At 39.7% G+C, this 19,217-nt stretch carries 18 protein-coding genes; 10 read left to right on the top strand and 8 right to left on the bottom strand.

Annotated elements, in window-relative coordinates; translation table 11 throughout:
• Positions 1-118: 118 nt before the first annotated feature.
• From surE to gap, 3 genes are all read left to right on the top strand, one after another.
• Positions 119-874 carry a 5'/3'-nucleotidase SurE gene (surE, locus tag JEY82_RS09690; RefSeq protein ID WP_304085206.1) on the top strand — a complete coding sequence of 252 codons (756 nt, stop codon included), beginning with the start codon at positions 119-121 and terminating at the stop codon, positions 872-874.
• Between the two features lie 201 nt (positions 875-1,075).
• Positions 1,076-1,999, top strand: a complete 924-nt coding sequence (gene fba / locus JEY82_RS09695; protein ID WP_304085207.1) for a class II fructose-1,6-bisphosphate aldolase — start codon at positions 1,076-1,078, stop codon at positions 1,997-1,999.
• A 54-nt stretch (positions 2,000-2,053) separates the two neighbouring features.
• Entirely contained in the window at positions 2,054-3,040 is a 987-nt protein-coding gene (gap, locus tag JEY82_RS09700) for a type I glyceraldehyde-3-phosphate dehydrogenase (protein ID WP_304085208.1), read from the top strand.
• 61 nt (positions 3,041-3,101) lie between these two features.
• Here gap and JEY82_RS09705 read toward each other — a convergent pair whose 3' ends face one another.
• Complete coding sequence (locus tag JEY82_RS09705) at positions 3,102-3,857, bottom strand: hypothetical protein (RefSeq protein ID WP_304085209.1); 756 nt, start codon at positions 3,855-3,857, stop codon at positions 3,102-3,104.
• A 222-nt stretch (positions 3,858-4,079) separates the two neighbouring features.
• Between JEY82_RS09705 and JEY82_RS09710 the strand changes: the two genes are divergently transcribed.
• The 3 genes from JEY82_RS09710 to JEY82_RS09720 are packed head-to-tail and all read left to right on the top strand — an operon-like array spanning position 4,080 to position 6,652.
• Positions 4,080-4,892, top strand: a complete 813-nt coding sequence (locus JEY82_RS09710) for an amino acid ABC transporter permease (protein WP_304085210.1) — start codon at positions 4,080-4,082, stop codon at positions 4,890-4,892.
• 28 nt (positions 4,893-4,920) lie between these two features.
• Positions 4,921-5,754 (top strand): transporter substrate-binding domain-containing protein, encoded by an 834-nt coding sequence (locus tag JEY82_RS09715; protein WP_304085211.1) that lies wholly within the window; start codon positions 4,921-4,923, stop codon positions 5,752-5,754.
• Positions 5,755-5,764: 10 nt separating this feature from the next.
• Positions 5,765-6,652, top strand: a complete 888-nt coding sequence (locus tag JEY82_RS09720; RefSeq protein ID WP_304085212.1) for an amino acid ABC transporter permease — start codon at positions 5,765-5,767, stop codon at positions 6,650-6,652.
• A gap of 19 nt (positions 6,653-6,671) precedes the next feature.
• On the opposite strand, the gene JEY82_RS09725 is transcribed toward JEY82_RS09720, so the two are convergent.
• A complete protein-coding gene (locus JEY82_RS09725) occupies positions 6,672-7,373 on the bottom strand; it encodes an HD-GYP domain-containing protein (RefSeq protein ID WP_304085213.1) in 702 nt (233 codons plus the stop codon).
• A gap of 254 nt (positions 7,374-7,627) precedes the next feature.
• Between JEY82_RS09725 and JEY82_RS09730 the strand changes: the two genes are divergently transcribed.
• Entirely contained in the window at positions 7,628-10,072 is a 2,445-nt protein-coding gene (locus tag JEY82_RS09730; protein WP_304085214.1) for a methyl-accepting chemotaxis protein, read from the top strand.
• Here JEY82_RS09730 and JEY82_RS09735 read toward each other — a convergent pair.
• The 3 genes from JEY82_RS09735 to JEY82_RS09745 form a co-directional block, all read right to left on the bottom strand.
• On the bottom strand, positions 10,069-10,716 hold the full coding sequence (locus tag JEY82_RS09735; RefSeq protein ID WP_304085215.1) for a lysophospholipid acyltransferase family protein: 648 nt from the start codon (positions 10,714-10,716) through the stop codon (positions 10,069-10,071). The genes JEY82_RS09730 and JEY82_RS09735 overlap by 4 nt on opposite strands.
• Before the next feature lie 151 nt (positions 10,717-10,867).
• Positions 10,868-11,515: a lysophospholipid acyltransferase family protein gene (locus tag JEY82_RS09740; protein WP_304085216.1), complete on the bottom strand. Its 648-nt coding sequence runs from the start codon at positions 11,513-11,515 to the stop codon at positions 10,868-10,870.
• Between the two features lie 8 nt (positions 11,516-11,523).
• Positions 11,524-13,239 (bottom strand): ABC transporter ATP-binding protein, encoded by a 1,716-nt coding sequence (locus tag JEY82_RS09745; RefSeq protein ID WP_304085240.1) that lies wholly within the window; start codon positions 13,237-13,239, stop codon positions 11,524-11,526.
• Between the two features lie 234 nt (positions 13,240-13,473).
• Here JEY82_RS09745 and yedF point away from each other — a divergent pair, with 234 nt between their 5' ends.
• Together yedF and JEY82_RS09755 are read left to right on the top strand one after the other, a co-directional pair.
• Entirely contained in the window at positions 13,474-14,100 is a 627-nt protein-coding gene (gene yedF, locus JEY82_RS09750) for a sulfurtransferase-like selenium metabolism protein YedF (RefSeq protein WP_304085217.1), read from the top strand.
• 79 nt (positions 14,101-14,179) lie between these two features.
• Positions 14,180-14,941: a pseudouridine synthase gene (locus tag JEY82_RS09755; RefSeq protein WP_092161559.1), complete on the top strand. Its 762-nt coding sequence runs from the start codon at positions 14,180-14,182 to the stop codon at positions 14,939-14,941.
• 60 nt (positions 14,942-15,001) lie between these two features.
• Here the strand turns inward: JEY82_RS09755 and lolA are convergent, their stop codons facing one another.
• Entirely contained in the window at positions 15,002-15,643 is a 642-nt protein-coding gene (gene lolA / locus JEY82_RS09760; RefSeq protein ID WP_304085218.1) for an outer membrane lipoprotein chaperone LolA, read from the bottom strand.
• Positions 15,644-15,708: 65 nt separating this feature from the next.
• Between lolA and JEY82_RS09765 the strand changes: the two genes are divergently transcribed.
• Positions 15,709-16,179, top strand: a complete 471-nt coding sequence (locus JEY82_RS09765) for an L-2-amino-thiazoline-4-carboxylic acid hydrolase (protein ID WP_304085219.1) — start codon at positions 15,709-15,711, stop codon at positions 16,177-16,179.
• Here the strand turns inward: JEY82_RS09765 and JEY82_RS09770 are convergent.
• Both JEY82_RS09770 and efp read right to left on the bottom strand, forming a co-directional pair.
• Positions 16,176-18,383, bottom strand: coding sequence for a DNA translocase FtsK (locus tag JEY82_RS09770; RefSeq protein WP_304085241.1), 2,208 nt, complete (start codon positions 18,381-18,383; stop codon positions 16,176-16,178). The genes JEY82_RS09765 and JEY82_RS09770 overlap by 4 nt on opposite strands.
• Positions 18,384-18,496: 113 nt before the next feature.
• On the bottom strand, positions 18,497-19,057 hold the full coding sequence (efp, locus tag JEY82_RS09775) for an elongation factor P (RefSeq protein WP_304085220.1): 561 nt from the start codon (positions 19,055-19,057) through the stop codon (positions 18,497-18,499).
• Positions 19,058-19,217 lie beyond the last annotated feature (160 nt).

Raw genomic sequence — 19,217 nt, forward strand, 5'->3', positions numbered from 1 at the left:
CGCCACAAGGCGTTTGTTTTTTACTGTAGCCGCTGGCATAATGTAAACTGCTTCTAACTTGTATTCATAGACAAACCATTAGAAGACTGTCCAATTTTTTTTTCAATTGAAAAATATTATGAACATACTTTTGACAAACGATGACGGAATTCAAGCCGTCGGCTTAAGAGCCTTATACCGCAGCATGAAGAACGCAGGTTTGAATGTTCAGGTTGTTGCACCTGTTACTGAACAATCTGCTGTAGGACATGCCGTATCCCTTTCTTCCCCTCTTCGCGTTAAAATGTTTGAAGAGGAAGGTTTTTCAGGGTTTGGTGTTTATGGGACTCCAGTTGATTGTGTTAAGCTCGGTTTGACTACCCTGCTTGATGTAAAACCGGATATTGTCATATCCGGCATCAATAACGGAGCCAACACCGGTGTTGACATACTCTATTCCGGTACAGTTTCAGCCGCAACGGAAGGAGCTCTCATGGGAATATCGGCTTTGGCTGTTTCTTATGACGGCTTTAATCCCACTGATCTTACTGAGCAGGCGGACTGCTGTGTTGAAATGCTTAATAAAATTCCATGGTCCAAACTGGCTGAAAAAACAGTTTTGAACCTTAATTTTCCGGCTTTGACAATGGCTGACACACGTAAAATTCAATTTTGCAGACACACCAGAGTCTCTTGGCAGGATTGGTATGATGTCCGGAAAGATCCGCGCGGTCAGCCTTATTACTGGCTGGACGGGATTATGCCGAAAGAAAATATCAGCCCCGGTACTGATCGGGATTTACTTACAAAAGGTCATATAACAATGACCCCGCTTCATTTTGATTTTACAGATAGAGAAGCAATTGTAACTCTTGAACAATCATTCGACATATAATCGATATGCTTTTAAACTGTTTATAGACATTTAGTTTCTACCTAGTGTATATATTTAATATTTGGAACCCAAAAGCGGTAAATTTCTCTGATTCATAAGCTCTGTACTCTGTATTTTTAAGATTATAGCAGTTGCTGTTTCAGTTCAGCGTTACCATTTTTGCAAAGATTTTACTTCATTCATTCTACCAAGGAGGAGTTTATGCCACTCGTTTCACCTAAAGAGATGTTCGAAGGAGCTTATGCCGGTGGTTACGCCATTGGAGCATTTAATGTAAACAACATGGAAATCATTCAGGGTATCATGGAGGCAGGTAGCGAAGAAAACGCCCCTGTTATTCTTCAGGTTTCCGCAGGAGCCCGCAAATATGCAGGCCAGAGATATATCATTAAGTTGATGGAAGCCGCTCTTGAAAAAACTGATCTACCTGTTGTTCTCCACCTTGACCACGGCCCTAACTTCGAAATGTGTAAAGAAGTAATTGACGGCGGATTTTCCTCTGTAATGATTGATGGGTCACATCTTCCATTTGAAGAAAACATTGCTATGACTAAAAAAGTCGTAACATATGCACATGATAAAGGCGTATGGGTAGAGGCTGAGCTCGGTAGACTTGCCGGAGTTGAAGAAGATGTTTCCTCCGATGAACATATTTACACAGACCCTGATGAAGCTGTTGAATTCGTAGAACGCACAGGCTGTGACTCTCTTGCTATCGCTATAGGTACAAGCCACGGTGCATATAAATTTACCGGAGAAGCAAAACTGGACTTTGATCGTCTTGATAAAATTGCTTCATTAATCCCCGATTTTCCAATAGTATTACACGGCGCATCAAGCGTTGTTCCTGAATTTGTAAAAATGGCAAATGAATTTGGCGGCGATATCGGCGGAGCAAAAGGAGTTCCTGAAGATCTCCTTCGTAAAGCAGCTTCCAAAGCAGTTTGTAAGATTAATATTGATACGGATATCCGTCTTGCGATGACTGCGGTCATTCGCAAATTTTTGGCTGAAAATCCCGCAGAATTTGACCCCAGAGGATATCTCGGCGAAGCCCGCAAAGCAGTGAAAGAAATGGTTCGCCATAAAATCACAAATGTTCTGGGATGCTCTGGAAAAGCATAAACTATATTATAGCCGCCTTTATTAAGGCGGCTTATATTTTAGAAGGAGTAAATGATGGCTGTAAAAGTTGGTATTAATGGATTTGGAAGAATCGGTCGTTACCTAACTAGACTTATTCACGATAGCAAAGATTTTGATCTTGTTGCAGTAAATGCGCGCGCTTCTAACGAAGACCTTGCTCTTCTTCTAAAGCATGATTCTGTGCACGGAAAATTCAATGCTGAAGTCGTAGCAAATAAAGATGGATTTACTATCAACGGCAAACAGATCAAAGTTACCCGCTGTGCTCCAGGTGAGTGGATTTGGGGAGAACTCGGGTGTGATCTCGTTGTTGAATCCACAGGTAAATTCCGTGATCGCGAAAGCTGTGAAAAAGCTATGGCATGCGGTGCTAAAAGGGTTGTAATCAGTGCTCCCGGAATCGATTCTGACATAACAGTTGTTATGGGCGTAAACGACGGCGACCTAAAGCCTGAGCATAAAATCGTGTCCGCAGCTTCCTGTACTACCAACTGTCTTGCTCCGGTTGCGAAAGTAATAAATGATGCTTTCGGAATTGAACGTGGTCTCATGACTACAATCCATGCATACACAATGAGTCAGAGAGTTCTGGACGGTTCTCACTCTGATATCCGTAGAGCAAGAGCATGCGCTGTCAATATGGTTCCGACAACTACGGGCGCGGCAAAAGCTGTAACGCTGGTTATTCCTGAACTCAAAGGAAAGCTGGACGGCATGTCCGTTCGCGTTCCAACTCCTAATGTGTCACTTGTTGATCTTACTTGCGACCTTGCAAAAGAGACCACCGCAGAAGAAGTCAACGCAGTTCTAAAAAAAGCGGCAACTGAAAATATGGGCTATACAGAAATGCCTCTGGTTTCTACTGACTATCTCGGTGACACCCACGGTGGTGTTGTCGATGGTCCTTTGACTTCAGTAATGGACGGTAAATTGCTGAAACTCATCATCTGGTATGATAATGAAGCCAGTTTCTCCAATCAGCTTGTCCGTTTGATGAAAAAAGTTTCTGATATGATCTAGCTTTTAAAGCGAATCACTTAAGATTTAAATCCCCTCCGACCATTTGGTTGGAGGGGATTTGTTACAAATTAGCAGCTTGTATATGCATCCAGTCTCTATCTTTTGTACGTCCCAGACTTGTCCAACCGTCTTCTTCCCAGAAACTCCACCAGGCATCATATTCAGACTTTGCAAATAAAGCCTTATCGCGGCCCCATTTAAGTTGGTTATGACCGGGGTCATAGTCAACAGCAATCCCCCAACTGTGAGTAGATGGTTTAGCACCGCCTCTCATTGTCCGAACATTTAAACAGCCACCCCAAAGATTTAGATTCAATTGTTCGATTTTTTCATTTCCATAATGCAGTAAGGTACGCGTAAGAACTCTTTTAAGACTGTCATGAACTTTTTCATGACATAAATATGAATTTACAATCGTATCCGTGTCCCACGCTAACTTATGAGGATAAGGCAAAGTTATACGGGTTTGATTCACACCAATCTGTCCATAACAATGAACTAACTCTTTCATCGAAGAATTAGGCCAAGTTGGAATTTTAAAATTTTCTTCATTGTCATTTTTAGAAAGAATTAAATCGTACGCAGAAGAAGTTTTAATTCCCCAATATCCATCAAGCGGACCACATTCAACTCCACTGCGAGTCGCAAGAAATTGGATATATCCCACTAAACAACTTTTTTCTGTCCAATCTTCCGCTACAGCTAAAACAGCTCTTATGGCGGAAATGGTTGCCTGACCTGCAATACCGTCAACAATTAAATTTGCGTTATCTTTATTCAAACACTGTTGAATAAACTTTATTTTTTGATTATTCACAACGCCCTCTTATTACGTAATATTTTTAATTTAATCATCTAAACTAATATACTAAATTATTAAAAAAACATAACCAAGCTACACCTTTTCAATATTAAATAGATAAATTCAACTCTTAATCACTATAAATAGCGTCAGGGTCTGCCTTTGACTGTCGTTATTTATTAGTTATAAAAAAACAACTCTAGATTTGTACTGTAATTAATAGTAATCATAAAAAATATGTTCAAAAACAACTCCATTAATCAATGTGCCCAAAAAAGAAGACTATTTTTTGGGGATCTCTTTCTTTTTATTCTATTATTAGCTGTCGGCAGCTTTTTTTTATACCAAGGAACTGAAAAACTTGGTTACAATTGGCAGTGGTTTAGAATTCCCGATTTCATTTTCACATATTCAAATCACGAATTTATCTCCGGACCTTTGTTAAAAGGACTTTTGGTCACTTTAAAAATTACGGGACTGGGGTTCGTTCTTACTTTTATTATAGGACTTGGAACCGCTATTTTGCGTCTTTCCGACTCATTTGTGGGGAACAGCATTGCCCGCCTGTATCTCGAAATTGTCCGTAATACTCCACTGCTTATCCAACTTTTTTTTATATACTTTGTCGTTTCCCCGATACTGAATATCAGCGGATTCTGGTCCGCAGTTATCGCCTTGAGTCTCTTTGAAGGAGCCTATGCGTCAGAAATCTTCAGGTCTGGAATTACTTCAATTGATAAAGGTCAATGGGAAGCCGCATTCAGCTTAGGAGGGAATACAAAATTTGCCTATATGAATGTGATTCTTCCTCAAGCAATTCCTCGAATAGCTCCTCCGCTTGCCGGACAGGCCATAGCGCTTGTCAAAGATTCCGCCCTTGTCAGCACCGTTGCAATTTACGACCTGACGATGCAGGGGCAATCAATAATATCAGAAACATTTCTAACTTTTGAAATTTGGTTTACAGTCGCGGCAGCATATCTTGTTGTAACGCTTTTACTTTCGTGGACGCTGGACAGGCTTGCTGAAAGCTTTAAAAGTGCATGGTAAGTATTATTCTTAAAATGGAGGAATTCTAATGACTTTGTGGAGAACCATTAACACAGGGCTTGCAGCCGTAATCCTGATCATAGGGGTTTCAACTGCGGTATGGGCCGGGAATGTCAGACAAAATCTGGCACAGGAAAGCACACTTGAAACCATTCAAAAAAATCAAACTCTGCGCGTGGGATTTTCAACATTCAAACCGTGGGCAATGAAAGATAAAAACGGTGATTTTATTGGATTTGAAATTGATGTAGCCAAACGCCTTGCAGAAGATATGGGCGTAAAGATCAGATTTATACCCACCAAATGGGACGGTATTATTCCCGCTCTTCTCACTGGAAAATTTGATATAATTATCGGTGGAATGGGAATTACTCCAAAACGCAACTTAAAAGTTAACTTTTCTGATCCCTACGAATTCACAGGGATGTCCATTATTGCCAGCAAATCAGCGGCGTCTGGTAAAAAATCACTTGCGGATTTTAATAACCCGGCTACAAACGTTTCTGTTCGTCTAGGTACAACAGCGGAAAAAGCCGCTCAAAACTTTCTGCCAAAAGCAACTCTTCTCAAATTCAGTGATGAAGCTGCGTCAATTCAGGAACTTCTTAACGGTCGAGTGGCATGCCTGATCGCATCCAACCCGCTCCCTTCCAATCTTGCTCAAAAATATCCCGAAAAACTTTACCTGCCGCTTAAAGATGACTTCACCAAAGAACCTATCGGCTTTGCCATTAGGAAAAGTGACCCTGATTTTCTCAATTATCTCAATAATTGGATTAAAGTTACCAACTCAGAAGGCTGGCTCGAATCTCGTTTTAATTATTGGTTTAAAACAGCCCAATGGGAATCCCTCGTAGAGTAACTTATTAAGAATGAATAATACTCATAAAAGGATAACATCCCTTGATATATTGCTTCTTGCAGTTATCATAGGGGTGTTATCCACTCTTTCCTATCATATTGTTACGCAGCTTAATTACCATTGGAACTGGTCTGTAATACCCAATTATATCATAAGATATGATCAGGTTACAGAAACGTGGAAAGCCGGGCAGCTCACACAGGGACTTTTGGTGACGCTGCGTCTTTCCGTATGGTCAATCATTTTTGCACTGATTATCGGCACAGTAATGGGCATTTTCAGAGTAAGCTCACGTCCACTCTACCGTATGATTTCAAGCTCTTACGTCGGGCTTATTCGCAATATTCCGCCATTGGTATTAATTTTTATCTTCTATTATTTCCTAGGCGATCAATTAATGAACCTTACGGGAATAACAGAGCTTTCTTATTCTCTTGATGATAAGGATTTTCCGTTTCTAACTTTTTTATTCGGTCCCATTGAGCAACTCCCTGCTTTTCTTTCGGGAGTACTCACCATGTCCCTGTTTGAAGGGGCATACATTACTGAAATTGTACGTGCTGGAATTGAATCCATTGACGTCGAACAGTGGGAAGCGTCTAAGGCGCTAGGATTCAACCGCCGTAAACAATTTATTTACATAATCCTGCCACAAGCATTTTCACAATCTTTACCGACTCTGGCGGGACAATTCATTTCAACAATAAAAGATTCCTCAATAGTTTCAGTTATTTCGATACAAGAATTAACTTTTGCAGGACAGGAACTTATGTCTGCCACGTACCGTACTTTTGAAATTTGGTCCGTAGTAATAGTTCTGTATTTTTTACTTACATTTCCGTGCTCACTTGCTGTACGAGCTTTAGAAAAAAAGATGAATCGCCATAAAAGTTTGTAAATATTATCTTTTAAATGAGTTATAAAGTTTTAATATGTGCAATTAAATCATCTTCATTCAAAGTTCGCATATCAGACAAATATTTTCCAACCTTATCGGAAATCTTCATAAAGGCTTTAACAACAGTCGGATCCAGCTGTGTCCCGGAGCACCATTTAATTTCTCCCAAAACATGTTCAAAAGCGATTGCTTTTCTATAAGGTCGGTCCTGCATCATAGCAGACAATGTATCTGCAACCGCTATTATTCGCGACCCAAACGGAATATCATTCCCCTTTAATCCAGCAGGATATCCTTTACCGTCAAATCTTTCATGATGATGTAATATCATCTTTGCGATGCCGTTATCTCCAGAAAAAACTGTAACCGGACCGACAATTTCAGCGCCTGTTACTGGATGCAGCTTTACCACTTCATATTCTTCATCAGTCAAAGATCCATTTTTCTTCAAAATTGAATCAGGAATTCCAATTTTACCTATATCATGAAGATGTCCGGCAACGTGTAAAGCCTCGCATTTATCTAAAGCAAGCCCCATCTGCATTCCGATTGCCTGCGAGATAACAGCTACATCTTCTGAATGTGAACTTGTACAAGCATCTTTAGCATCAATTGCATTTCCAAGGGATTCAGCAAATTGATGAACAGTCAGGTGAACTATATCCTGCTCTTTTTTTTGTAACTCAACATGTGCTCCAACAATATCAATAATATCTTTCATAGTTCCTCACGCTCAAATAGTAATTTTTTTTATTATCGCCTGCATATTCATTAGTGAAGTTGATTTTCATTGTCAACTATTTGATAATTGTTATTAAGGCTCATGATTATTAAATTAAGCACCATAAAGGATTAGATTAAAGAGTTTGTATATAGTTATGGAATAAGTTTCTAATTTGTAACAATAACGACATCTATACATAACCCTCAGTGCCATAAGTTGCCTCCAACCTAAGCTGAGGGAGGTTACCCAGCATGTCACTAAAGTTTAAATTGATTTCTTTTTGTCTTATAATCGGGCTTATTCCACTCCTAATTGTTGGAGTTTTCAGTGTCGAACTGGCCTCAAAGGCTCTTTCAGAACAGGCTTTCGGACACCTTGAATCTGTTCGTGATACGAAGAAAAAAAATCTGGAAGGTCTTATCAACAAATGGTTTAACGAAGTTGAATTATTTTCAAATGTTAAAGAAGTGTATAATACGGCAGGTTTGATCGGTGAATATTCAATGGAAAACGGTGTATCAGGTAAAAGAATGGACGTTAATTCCGAAGAATATACTGAACTACACCAATATACCAAAACTCCTTTTCAACCATTTGTTAAAACTCTCGGCTATGATGACGCGATCCTGATCAATGATTATGGGCGTGTTCTCTTTACTGTAAAAAAACAAGCTGATCTTGGAATTGATTTAGACAAGGGCCAATATAATAATTCAAATTTAGCCAAAGTGTGGGAAAAAGCTGTTAAGGGCGAGATAGCCTTTGCTGATTTTGAACCGTATGAACCTTTAGAAGGCGCGCCCGTTGCGTTTGTAGCTGCTCCAGTCTACTCGCATGCCGGAGATATTCAAGGAGTTGTCGCGCTTCGCATTCCTTTAAAAGAGATTAATGAAATAATGACCCTGCGGTCAGGTATGGGAGAAACCGGAGAGTCTTATCTGGTTGGTGAAGACTTTCATATGCGCTCTGATTCTGAACTTAATCCTCTCTTCAGATCAGTTAAGACTTCATTTCAAAACCCTGAAAAAGGTAAAATCCAGTCCGAAGCAGTCAAACAGGCTCTTCTCGGCAAAAGCGCCACTGCTATTATGAAAGACAGCACAAACACGTCTTTTCTCACCGCTTACACCCCTCTTAAAATTGGAAGTTCAACATGGGCGTTGATTTCAGAAATTCATGAGGAGGAAGCCTTCTCTGCAGTAACCCAACTGCGCATTACAGCATTAGTAATCTCAGTAATCACTGCTATCATAGTTGTTGTAATTTCACTTATATTTTTGAGACATGAATTGCTTAACCCACTAAAAAGAATCGAAGATTTCGTCAGTTATGTTGCAAATGGAGACTTTAAAAAGAATCTTGACGGTAACTTTAAGAGTGAAATTAAAAACTTATCCGACGGCATTCAAGTCATGGTTGAGGAACTGAAGAATAAATTAGGATTTTCACAGGGAATTCTGGAAGGAATGACCGTCCCCTGTCTTGTGGCTGATACAGAAGCTAATATTTCATACCTGAATGATCCACTCTGCAAATTATTAGAAAGCGGCGATACTTGTGAGAATTGGATTGGTAAGCCTGTTAAAGATTTGTTGCAAATTCCGCAAGACGAGCAAGGAATTATAGCACAGTGCCTAAAAGATAAAGCTCCGATTCTTAACCGGGAAAGAACTTTTTCTACCAAAATGAACCACTGCCGACATGTGCGGATTGATGCTGCTCCTCTCTATAATTTAGATAAAGACCTCATAGGAAGTTTTGCAGTAATTATCGACCTTAGTGACATAAAAAATAAAGAAGAATTGATCAGTGAACAAAATAAAATGATGATAGATATTACTGCAAATGCGGAATCAATTTCTAAATATCTGACTAAAGGAGCCGCTGAAATTGCTTCTCAGGTTGAACATGTTTCTACTAATACAGATCGTCAGTTTGATAAAATTGAACATTCTTCTCAGGCAGTTACAGAGATGAACCAAACATTACTCGGTTCATCTCAAAACGCAGAGAACGCCTTTACACAAGCTAAAAACACTCAACTTCAAGCTCAAGAAGGAATGCACACTCTGACTGAAACGAGTATTGCCATAGATCAACTGCAATCGCTGTCTGATATGGTAAAGGGAAATATGCACGAACTTGGCAAGCAAACAGAATCAATAGGTGGAATTATTAATGTAATTGATGATATTGCGGACCAAACCAACCTACTTGCACTCAATGCTGCAATTGAAGCTGCAAGAGCCGGTGATGCAGGAAGAGGGTTTGCAGTTGTTGCAGATGAAGTTCGAAAACTTGCAGAAAAGACAATGATGTCTACCAAGCAGGTTGAAAGGGCTGTGAAAAGTATTCAGAAATCAGCGCAATTAAACATTGAAAAAACAGACATGACTGTTGAGGCAGTTATACATGCGAGTGGGCTTGTTTCAAAATCCGTCAACGCCCTTCAAAGCATTTCCCGAATGTCAGTTGATACGGCTTTGGAAATTGAAAAGATTGCTCAAGCAACAGAAGAGCAATCAGGGGCGCACGATCTCATTCATAAAAATGTAGAAGATATAAAAATAATCGCAGGCGAAACTAAAACAGACATGCGACACTCATCAGACTCAATATCAAATCTGGCAAGAACAGCAGAAGAACTTGAAAAATTAATTGATAAACTTAGTTCAGCAGGCGGGCGAGCGGTTTAAAAGCCGCTTCCAAGATTATCCATTGCAGCCTCAATTTTGGCAGCTTCAGATTCCAGTATTTCCGGACTGAGTTTTTGATCAGTAACCTTGAAAGGCTTATCCATGAATACCTTGCAACGACTGAAAGGCTTTGCCACCTCAAAATGATCCCAGGATTTTTTAAAAACCATAGGATTTTCAACATATCCGCGTATAGGAATAATAAGGGAGTCTGTTTTTTGCGCAATGGCTAAAATACCCTGCTTAACTTTATGGCGCGGACCTTTAGGGCCATCGACGGTAATTATGCCTATACAACCTTCCCTTTTCATCAGGCGGGTCATACCGAGCATTGCTTTAACCCCTCCACGTGTAGAAGAGCCTCTTGCAACTTTAAACCCTAAGCGTTCCAAAGTTTCAGTAATGATTTGACCGTCACGACTATCACTAGCCATGGTAACGTATGGAAAACCCTTAGTCATTCCATAGGATGTCAATGCGAATAGCTCATTATGCCATAAAGCAAGCATGACAGGCTCTTTGCGATCCATAATCTCAATGAGATTTTCAAGACCTTCAACGTCAAAGCGAAGAGTTTTAGTAAGAGCCTTATAAAAAAACGCCATAGGCGCGGCAACTAAAGAGGGTTTAACTTTTATCTTCATAGCAACTACTCAAGTATCTTGAAACTGAATTTTGTGAATCCTAATATTCAACGGATAAAAAACACGACGATAGTCTATAATTTACTTTGAACCACGGTAACCGATACGTAAAAAAAAATAAAGTATGCTCACGACAAAATCAAGGTTGTGATTAAAATCCACTACCTAGGTTTTTCATTTCATATTCTATTTTATCAGCTTCCATTTTTAGTTGTTCAGAGCTGAGTTTTTGATCGGTAATCTGAAACGGGGTTCCCATAAAAATTTTGCACCGGTCAAATGGTCTTGGGAGTTCAAATTTATCCCATGCTTTTTCAAAAACAATTGGATTTTTGAGATATCCTCTCATGGGAATAATAAGAGAACCGGTTCGTTGGGCAATCGCCATAATCCCCGGTTTAACCTTATGCCGGGGCCCTTTCGGACCATCCATGGTAATGATCCCTACGCGCCCTTTTTTCTTCATTACACGAGTCATTCCGAGCAATGCTTTTAGCCCGCCTTTTGAAGAAGAACCGCGTACGACCTCATAACCTATGCGCTCCAAAATATCGGTAATAATCTGACCATCATTGCTATCGCTGGCTATGGTAACATAAGGAAGATCTTTTATAATGCCATATGCGGACAAAGCTAGAAGCTCATTATGCCATACAGCCATAATAATTGTTTTTTTACTGTCTAAAGCTTTAGTTATATTTTCAAGACCTTCAACTTCAAAGCGAAGGGATTTAGCCATCAGCTTGTAACAAAACGCCAATGGAGCGGCAATAAGCGCCGGATTAACTTTTATTTTCATTGAGCCTTCTAAGCATCCTGGAACTGCATGTTATATAGTTTGATGTATAAAGGACAATTTTGGAGCAGTTCTTTATGACTGCCTTTTGCGACAATATTACCCTTTTCCATAACAACTATAACATCAGCTGTAAGGATGGTAGAAAGCCTATGAGCAATTACAATACTGGTTCTATCTTTCATCAAATTTTCAAGAGCCATCTGAACTACCCGCTCTGATTCTGTATCAAGGGCGCTTGTTGCTTCATCAAGTATAAGCAAGGGAGGATTTTTAAGCAATGCGCGAGCGATTGTAAGCCTTTGTTTCTGACCACCTGAAAGCCTTACACCTCGTTCGCCGACAACTGTATTATATCCTTCCGGTAATCCTTCAATGAAGTCATGTGCGAATGCTGTTTCGGCAGCTTTTCGGACTTCCTCAAAAGGGGCATTCTGATGAACATATGCAATATTCTCACGAACAGTAGCATTGAAAAGGAAAGTTTCCTGAGAAACCATACCCAGATTCAAACGCAGCGATTTAAGTGAATAATCCTGAACCGGATTTCCATTAATTTTAAGACTGCCTTTTTCTGGATTATAAAAACGAGGAATAAGATTAACAAGAGTTGTCTTTCCTGATCCGCTTGGTCCCACAATGGCAATTTTCTGTCCGGCCTTAACTTTTAAATTAATATTGTTAAGGACGGGTTCGTGGGAAGATGTATAGCTGAAGGAAAGATCTTTTATATGAAGCTCTTTAAAAGGAAGTTCAAATTCCTTTATTCCCCCTTTCTCTACATTAATAATAGGAGAATCTAATATTTCAAAAACTCTTTCAGCACCGGCAAAAGCTCTTTGAATTGTTAAATTTGCACTGTTAATCTTTTTGATAGGTTCATAAAGCATGATCAGTGCCGCAATAAAGGAGAAAAAAGTACCCGGAGTTGAACGCCCATCAATAACCTGCGCGCCTCCATACCATAAAACAAGACCGATTCCGAGCGCACCGACAATTTCCATTATGCGGGAAGAAAGCTCGCTGTGCAGAACTTGATTAATCGCGATTTTAACTAATCTATGATTTTCAAGGTCAAACTTTTCGGATTCAAGTTTTTCATTGGCAAAAATTTTAATAACTTTAACACCGCTAAAAACTTCCTGAAGGCGAGCATTAATATCTGAAATTTTTACCTGATTTTTACGGCCGAGTTTGCGCAGTTTTTTGCCGAAATAGAAAAAAGGGAAAATAGCCAACGGAAGAACCAGTACCGCCCAAAAGGCCAGATAAGCGTCACGATAAAAGACTAATGAGATAAGACCTATAATCGTGATCACTTCGCGAATCATCATAATAAAAGACGGTAAGCTTTGCCTTATTTCCATGACATCATTAAGTATTCTGGACATAAGCATGCCCACCTGACTCTCTTCAAAAAAGTTCATAGGTAAACATACTATTTTTTGAAAAAGATCATTTCGAAGATTTTCCAGAACAAGTAATCCAGTGGTATTCATCAAATAGGACTGGAAAAATCTAAAAAATCCCTTAACGAGCATAACTACGACAAAAGCGATAGGGATTAAAAACAGAGCTTCGCGGTCTTTATTAATAAAAATATCATCCATAGCAGGCTGAATAAGATAAGCCGTAGCCGCTGTAGCAGCTGCAACAAATCCCATAGATATAAATGCTATGAAAATTCTGAATTTGTACTGTTTAAAATAAGATAAACACCTTTTCATAAGGTGTTTATTGTTCAAGTAATTATATTTATCGCCTTTGGGCAAAGTAATCTCCTTTATTTGGGCTTAAAGCCGAATGCGATATTCTCCATACTTCTCATTTGAATCAATCGCAAGCACCGATTATTCTGTAATAGATATAACCGATATATCAAGACTTAATGGATAGTATTATTCGATTTGACCACTTACGCCCCCCTGTGATTGAACATACTTTCAGGAGGATAATAAGTTATGTCAGTAAAAATAGAATGTCAGGGGTTACCCTGCCCTCAGCCAGTTATTAAATGTAAAAACGCCATTGAAGCTGATAATCCGGCAGAAATTATTATTCTTGTCGACAATGAAGCCGCGATGGAAAATGTATCCAGATTTATGACAACAAGAGGATACGAAGTCCAGACAGAAAAAAAAGGTTCATTAATTACCATTACAGGTAAAAAATCTTCGGAAAACAATATTCCTACAGCTGCAACTTGTGAAAACTGCGTAATAATGAGCGATGATGAATTAGCGCAGATAGGCAGTAAGACACTGATTTTTCTTAATAGTGATTACTTAGGGCACGGAGACGACGAACTGGGTGCTAAACTGATGTTTAACTTTGTTGCAACGCTTTCAGAGCTTGGTGATTCATTGTGGCGCATCATTCTGGTTAACGGAGCGGTCAAGCTTGCTACAGTCGGCCACACTTGTCTGGAGACACTGCAAACATTGGAAAAATCAGGAGTTTCAATCCTAGTATGCGGAACTTGTCTGGATCATTTCAACCTGCTTGATAAAAGAGCTGTCGGTGAAACAACCAATATGCTTGATGTTGTCACAAGTCTGCAACTTGCCAGCAAAGTCATTAAAGCTTAAACAGAAGTCTGGTTGCTGTCAGGAATGTTTCTGACGCTGCAACTATAAAGATAAACGATCTTTCTGTTTAAAGGACAATATGGCTGACAGCACAAAAAATCCCGAAACAATCAGGCTTAATAAATTTATAGCTTCTGCCGGAATAACATCAAGACGCGGCGCAGATGAGCTGATTAATCAAGGAAAAGTAAAAATAAACGGCGAACGTGTTGATTCTCCAGGTGTTCAGGTTGATCCTGAAAATGATCTGGTGGAAGTTAACGGAAAGCCTGTAAAACATGACTCACAGGCTGAGAATGTTTATATTTTATTAAATAAACCGATCGAAACTGTAACAACAGCTAAAGATCCTCAAAAGCGTAAAACCGTGCTTGATCTTCTGCCGTTAAATTTTAGGCAGAAACGAGTTTTTCCAGTGGGCAGGTTGGACTTCTATTCAGAAGGACTGCTGATTCTGACCACGGACGGAGAACTCTGCAATCGGTTGACTCATCCGAAATGGCATTTACCCAAAGTATATGAAGTTATAGTGCGCGGACCTGTTTCGCCTAAAAATATAGCAATCATGGAAACCGGAATGTGTTTATGCGAAGGTGACAGGCTCGCACCGGTGAAAGTTAAAATACTAAGCGAAGGTAAAGATACTACCAAGATTGAGATGATTCTTAATCAGGGTGTAAATCGTCAGATAAGACGGATGTTCAGAGATTTCGACACGACTATTTTGAAGATTAAAAGATCAAGACAAGGGAAAGTCGAACTTGGAGATCTGCCTGCTGGAAAATGGCGGGAGCTAACCTCGGACGAGGTCAAGTCTTTAAAGAAAGACGTAGGACTGTAAACTAAAAAAGGGAGTGCAGATTTAAATCAGCACTCCCTTTTTTTTTAAATATATTATTTATTAATTTTTAGTATTATCTTCCACATCCACACCTTTAGGTGGAGTAAATTCATAAAGTGAATCAGCTACTTCTGGATCAATCTCAATGTTTGACAGCAGTACTTCATTTCCGTTTCCGTAAAAGTCCACAACCAGAATCTTCGTAAGCATTTTCTTATCGGGATCAACCCACACATAAGATAGGACCAGCCCTGTTTCAGGTTCTAAAGGCATAAGCTTAAGCTTGATCAGCCCCCCTTCTTCCCCTTGATTTTCCACTACAAAATCTTCTTCCAGCTTAGCTTTACCGGAAATAAACTTAATCATGGTTTTAGAATTAAAGAGCTGTTTTGTGCGATATTTAAGAGCAAGTTTCTCATCCGGGAAATAATCCCACACAATAGACTCACCGACTATCAGTAATTCTTTTTCCGGCGTAATTGATTCCCAGTGCAACAGAGATGGTTGTTTAAAAGTGATTTTGCCGGACCGGACTTCACTCTCTTTACTCGCGGCGTTAGTCAAAGTCTGGCTGAAATCAGCTTTAAAAGTTTTAATGGAATCATATGTTTTTTGTATTTCAGTGGTCAGCTCATCTGCCGAAGCAATTGAACCGATTGATAATAAAACTGTAAGTATAAGTATGCAGAACCTAAAATTCATTGCGTTCCTCATGGATCAATTTTAATGTTAATTTATACATTAAATATAACCCCGTTAGGTGAATTATGAAAGAACAACCTGTCGCAGCAATTTCCCGCCGTAAAATCGAAGCTGAACTTTATGGACAGCTTTACGAAACAATATCAAATAAATCAGGCAAAGAAAAAGCACTGGAAATAATAAGAGAAAACCTTAAGACATCAGCATTTAAGGCTGGACAGAATTTTGCAAAAACGGCCGAAAACGGACCTAATCTTAAACACTTTTCTTCTATCGTTGAAGCATGGAAAACAGGTGATGCCATTAAGGTTGCAGAGATGTTTATAGAAGACAACCTGCTCAAAATTGACGTCGTTCGCTGCAATTACCAGCAAGCCTACTATGATATGGGGTTACCGGATGAACTTTGCAAACTATTATCCTGTTCCCGCGACGAACCATTCGCCAAAGGTTACAGCAAAAATCTGCGTATGGTTCGCGAAACTACTCTGGCTGAAGGAGGAAAATGCTGTCCATTCAGATTTTATTGGGATTAATCTTTCGTAACAAGAATTATACGAGGCTTACTGCCATCTTGAGGTCCGAGAATCCCGTCCTGTTCCATTTGTTCTATAAATCGAGCCGCACGGTTGAACCCGATACGAAAACGTCTCTGTAATAGAGATATAGATGCCTTGCCCTGTGTAAGAACAAATTCAACAGCTTCTGCGTATACCGGGTCATCAGATTCTCCGGGCATACGTCCCTGACTGGAGCCGGACGGAGTCTCTTTCCAGTCACTAAAATCAAGTTCAAAGTCTTGCGGATATTTCTTTTTCCAGAAATCGACAACCAATTTTATTTCATCATCTTCAACTAAAGCACCGTGTAACCTGCGAAGCTGTGCTCCACTAGGTTTAAACAACATATCCCCTCTACCAAGCAACTTTTCTGCACCGCCCATGTCCAAAATAGTGCGGGAGTCATGTTTTGAGGTGACCTGAAAGGAAATTCGTGTTGGAAAGTTTGCTTTAATCAAGCCGGTGACAACATCTACAGAAGGTCGCTGTGTTGCAAGAATAATATGAATTCCGGAAGCACGCGCCAACTGAGCAAGCCGCACAATACTGATTTCAACATCTTTTCCGGCAGTCAGCATAAGGTCAGCAAGCTCATCAACAACAATAACTAAATAAGGCATATGTTCAAGATCGGCCAAATCTTCAGGCATTTCGTCTTCCATCTTGATCAGCTTCTCATTGTAGCTGGCAATATTTCTCACCCCGAGACGAGCCATCTTCTGATAACGCTGGTCCATTTCATGAACAGCCCATTCAAGTGCACTTTTTGCCAAAGCCATATCAGTTACAACAGGATGAACAAGATGCGGAAGACTTGCATAAACAGCAAGTTCAATTCTTTTGGGATCTATAAGCAAAAGTTTTACTTCGTCAGGTCCGGCACGATAAAGCAGGCTCATGAGAAGTCCGTTTAAACAAACACTTTTCCCGGCTCCGGTCGCTCCGGCTACAAGTAAATGCGGCATCTTTATAAGATCCGCGACAACAGGTTCACCCTGAATATCTTTACCCAGCGCCATTGTCAGAGGCGATTTTGCATTCTTAAAACAGTCTGCTTCAAAAATTTCCCGCAGATAAACAACCTGTCGCTGATCATTAGGAATTTCTACCCCTACTGAATTCTTGCCGGGAATCGGGGCCTCAATTCTGACGGAAATTGCTTTTAGAGCAAGGGCAATATCATCAGTTAATCCTGCTATTTTACTGACTTTTACACCGGGAGCAGGACGAAATTCAAACATTGTAACAACTGGACCGGGAATAACATTCTTTATTTCGCCATCAATATTGAAATCTTTAAGACAAACTGCGAGACTTTCAGTTTTATTCTCTAATACTTTCGGATCAACCTTAATACCGGTAACTTTAGGCTCCACCAGCATATCAAGAGGAGGAAAAGGAGCGGTTGTATCTATTTTTTGCGGTTTAGGTTTAACTTTTTTCTTAGGAATAGCCTCTTTAAATGGCTTTAAAACAACTTCAGAATTACTTTCCTGTTCTTCAATTTTCTTTTTAGGTTCGAAATTTTTAGAAGCTGTATCATTCTTTACAACGATCTCTTTTTTTTCTGCTTTTTTGCGATCTCGTTCAGTTTTTACTCTTTTAGCTCTACGGTCATAGCGTTCTTTATTTTTAAGACCAAAATCAATGAGTATAGTTCTAATTCTCTTGCAGATGGAAGCCCAGCTCAAATTAAGAGTCAGCTGAATTCCGGCAAGAGTTGTGAACATCCAGAATAGAAAAGCTCCGATAGGCTTAAGATAGCGGTAGGACCATTTGGAAAGCAGCGCACCTATAAATCCGCCTTCGTGGATCGGCATATTTTTTTGATATTCAGTCAACCAAGGATGGGACGACCATGAAAGAATACAGACATAGAGCAATACTAAGCCAGCCCATCTCCACCAAGGCTGCTTTAAAGCTACGAGAAAAGATGCAAGACCTAAATACAGGCAATAAAAAGGTATCAACCAAGCACCGATTCCGACCATATCTATCATTAAACCCGCGGCATATGATCCGGCTGGCCCTATTAAATTCTTTATTTTCCAGTTCGAACTTACAGCTTGATTAAGAGTAGGGTCGCCCGGATGGAACGAGTACATGCTTATAAAAAGAAAGGCGGCTAAAAAAATCCAGAACAAGCCGGAAATTTCTTTTGCGAATTTTTCGCTGGGCAGTGTCTCATCCTCCGTTTCGCTCCGTTTTTATATAAAAGGAGCTGGTTTAAATACTCCGGGCAGAATTAACCACCCGGAGAAAATACTAATCATTAATACAACTAAAAAAAGGCTTATTTTTCACGGCCTAAATATTCTTTGGAGCGGGTATCTACTTTTACTTTATCATTTTCATTAACAAAAAGAGGAACATTGATAACAAGACCTGTTTCCAGCGTTGCAGGCTTGGAAGCGCCACTGACTCTGTCACCCTGCACACCTGGATCAGTCTGCGTAACTAACAAAACAACAGAAGCCGGCAATTCCATTCCAATAACTTCTCCATTATAAAGAAGAGCTTTGTTACTTTCGCCTTCTTTAAGAAATCCACCGGTATCACCGATGATTTCAGCTGGAACAGTCATCTGTTCATATGATTCGAGATCCATAAGTACGAAAGCGGTTCCATCTTTATAAAGGAACTGCATTTCTTTTGTTTCCATATCAGGCTTTTCTACTTTTTCTCCAGAGCGAAAAGTTTGATCAATAACTCGTCCTGTAAGCATATTTTTAAGTTTTGTACGAACAAAAGCGCCACCTTTACCCGGCTTAAAATGCTGAAATTCTATAATGTCATAAGGCTTTTTATCAATTTCAATTTTCAATCCTGGTCTAAAATCTTTAGTAGATATCATTTTAACTCCGCTAAGTATTAAGTGTACGAGCCTTTAAAGGACCGTCGAAATATTAATCCCGAGCTGTCTGCTACAGCGCTAAGACAGCATGAATCATCAATTTATACTCGTTGTTTATATTGATTCTTCACAATAACAGCCTATAGGTTCAATAAACATC

Origin of the sequence: Maridesulfovibrio ferrireducens (genome assembly GCF_016342405.1) — a bacterium.
GTDB lineage: Bacteria > Desulfobacterota > Desulfovibrionia > Desulfovibrionales > Desulfovibrionaceae > Maridesulfovibrio > Maridesulfovibrio ferrireducens_A.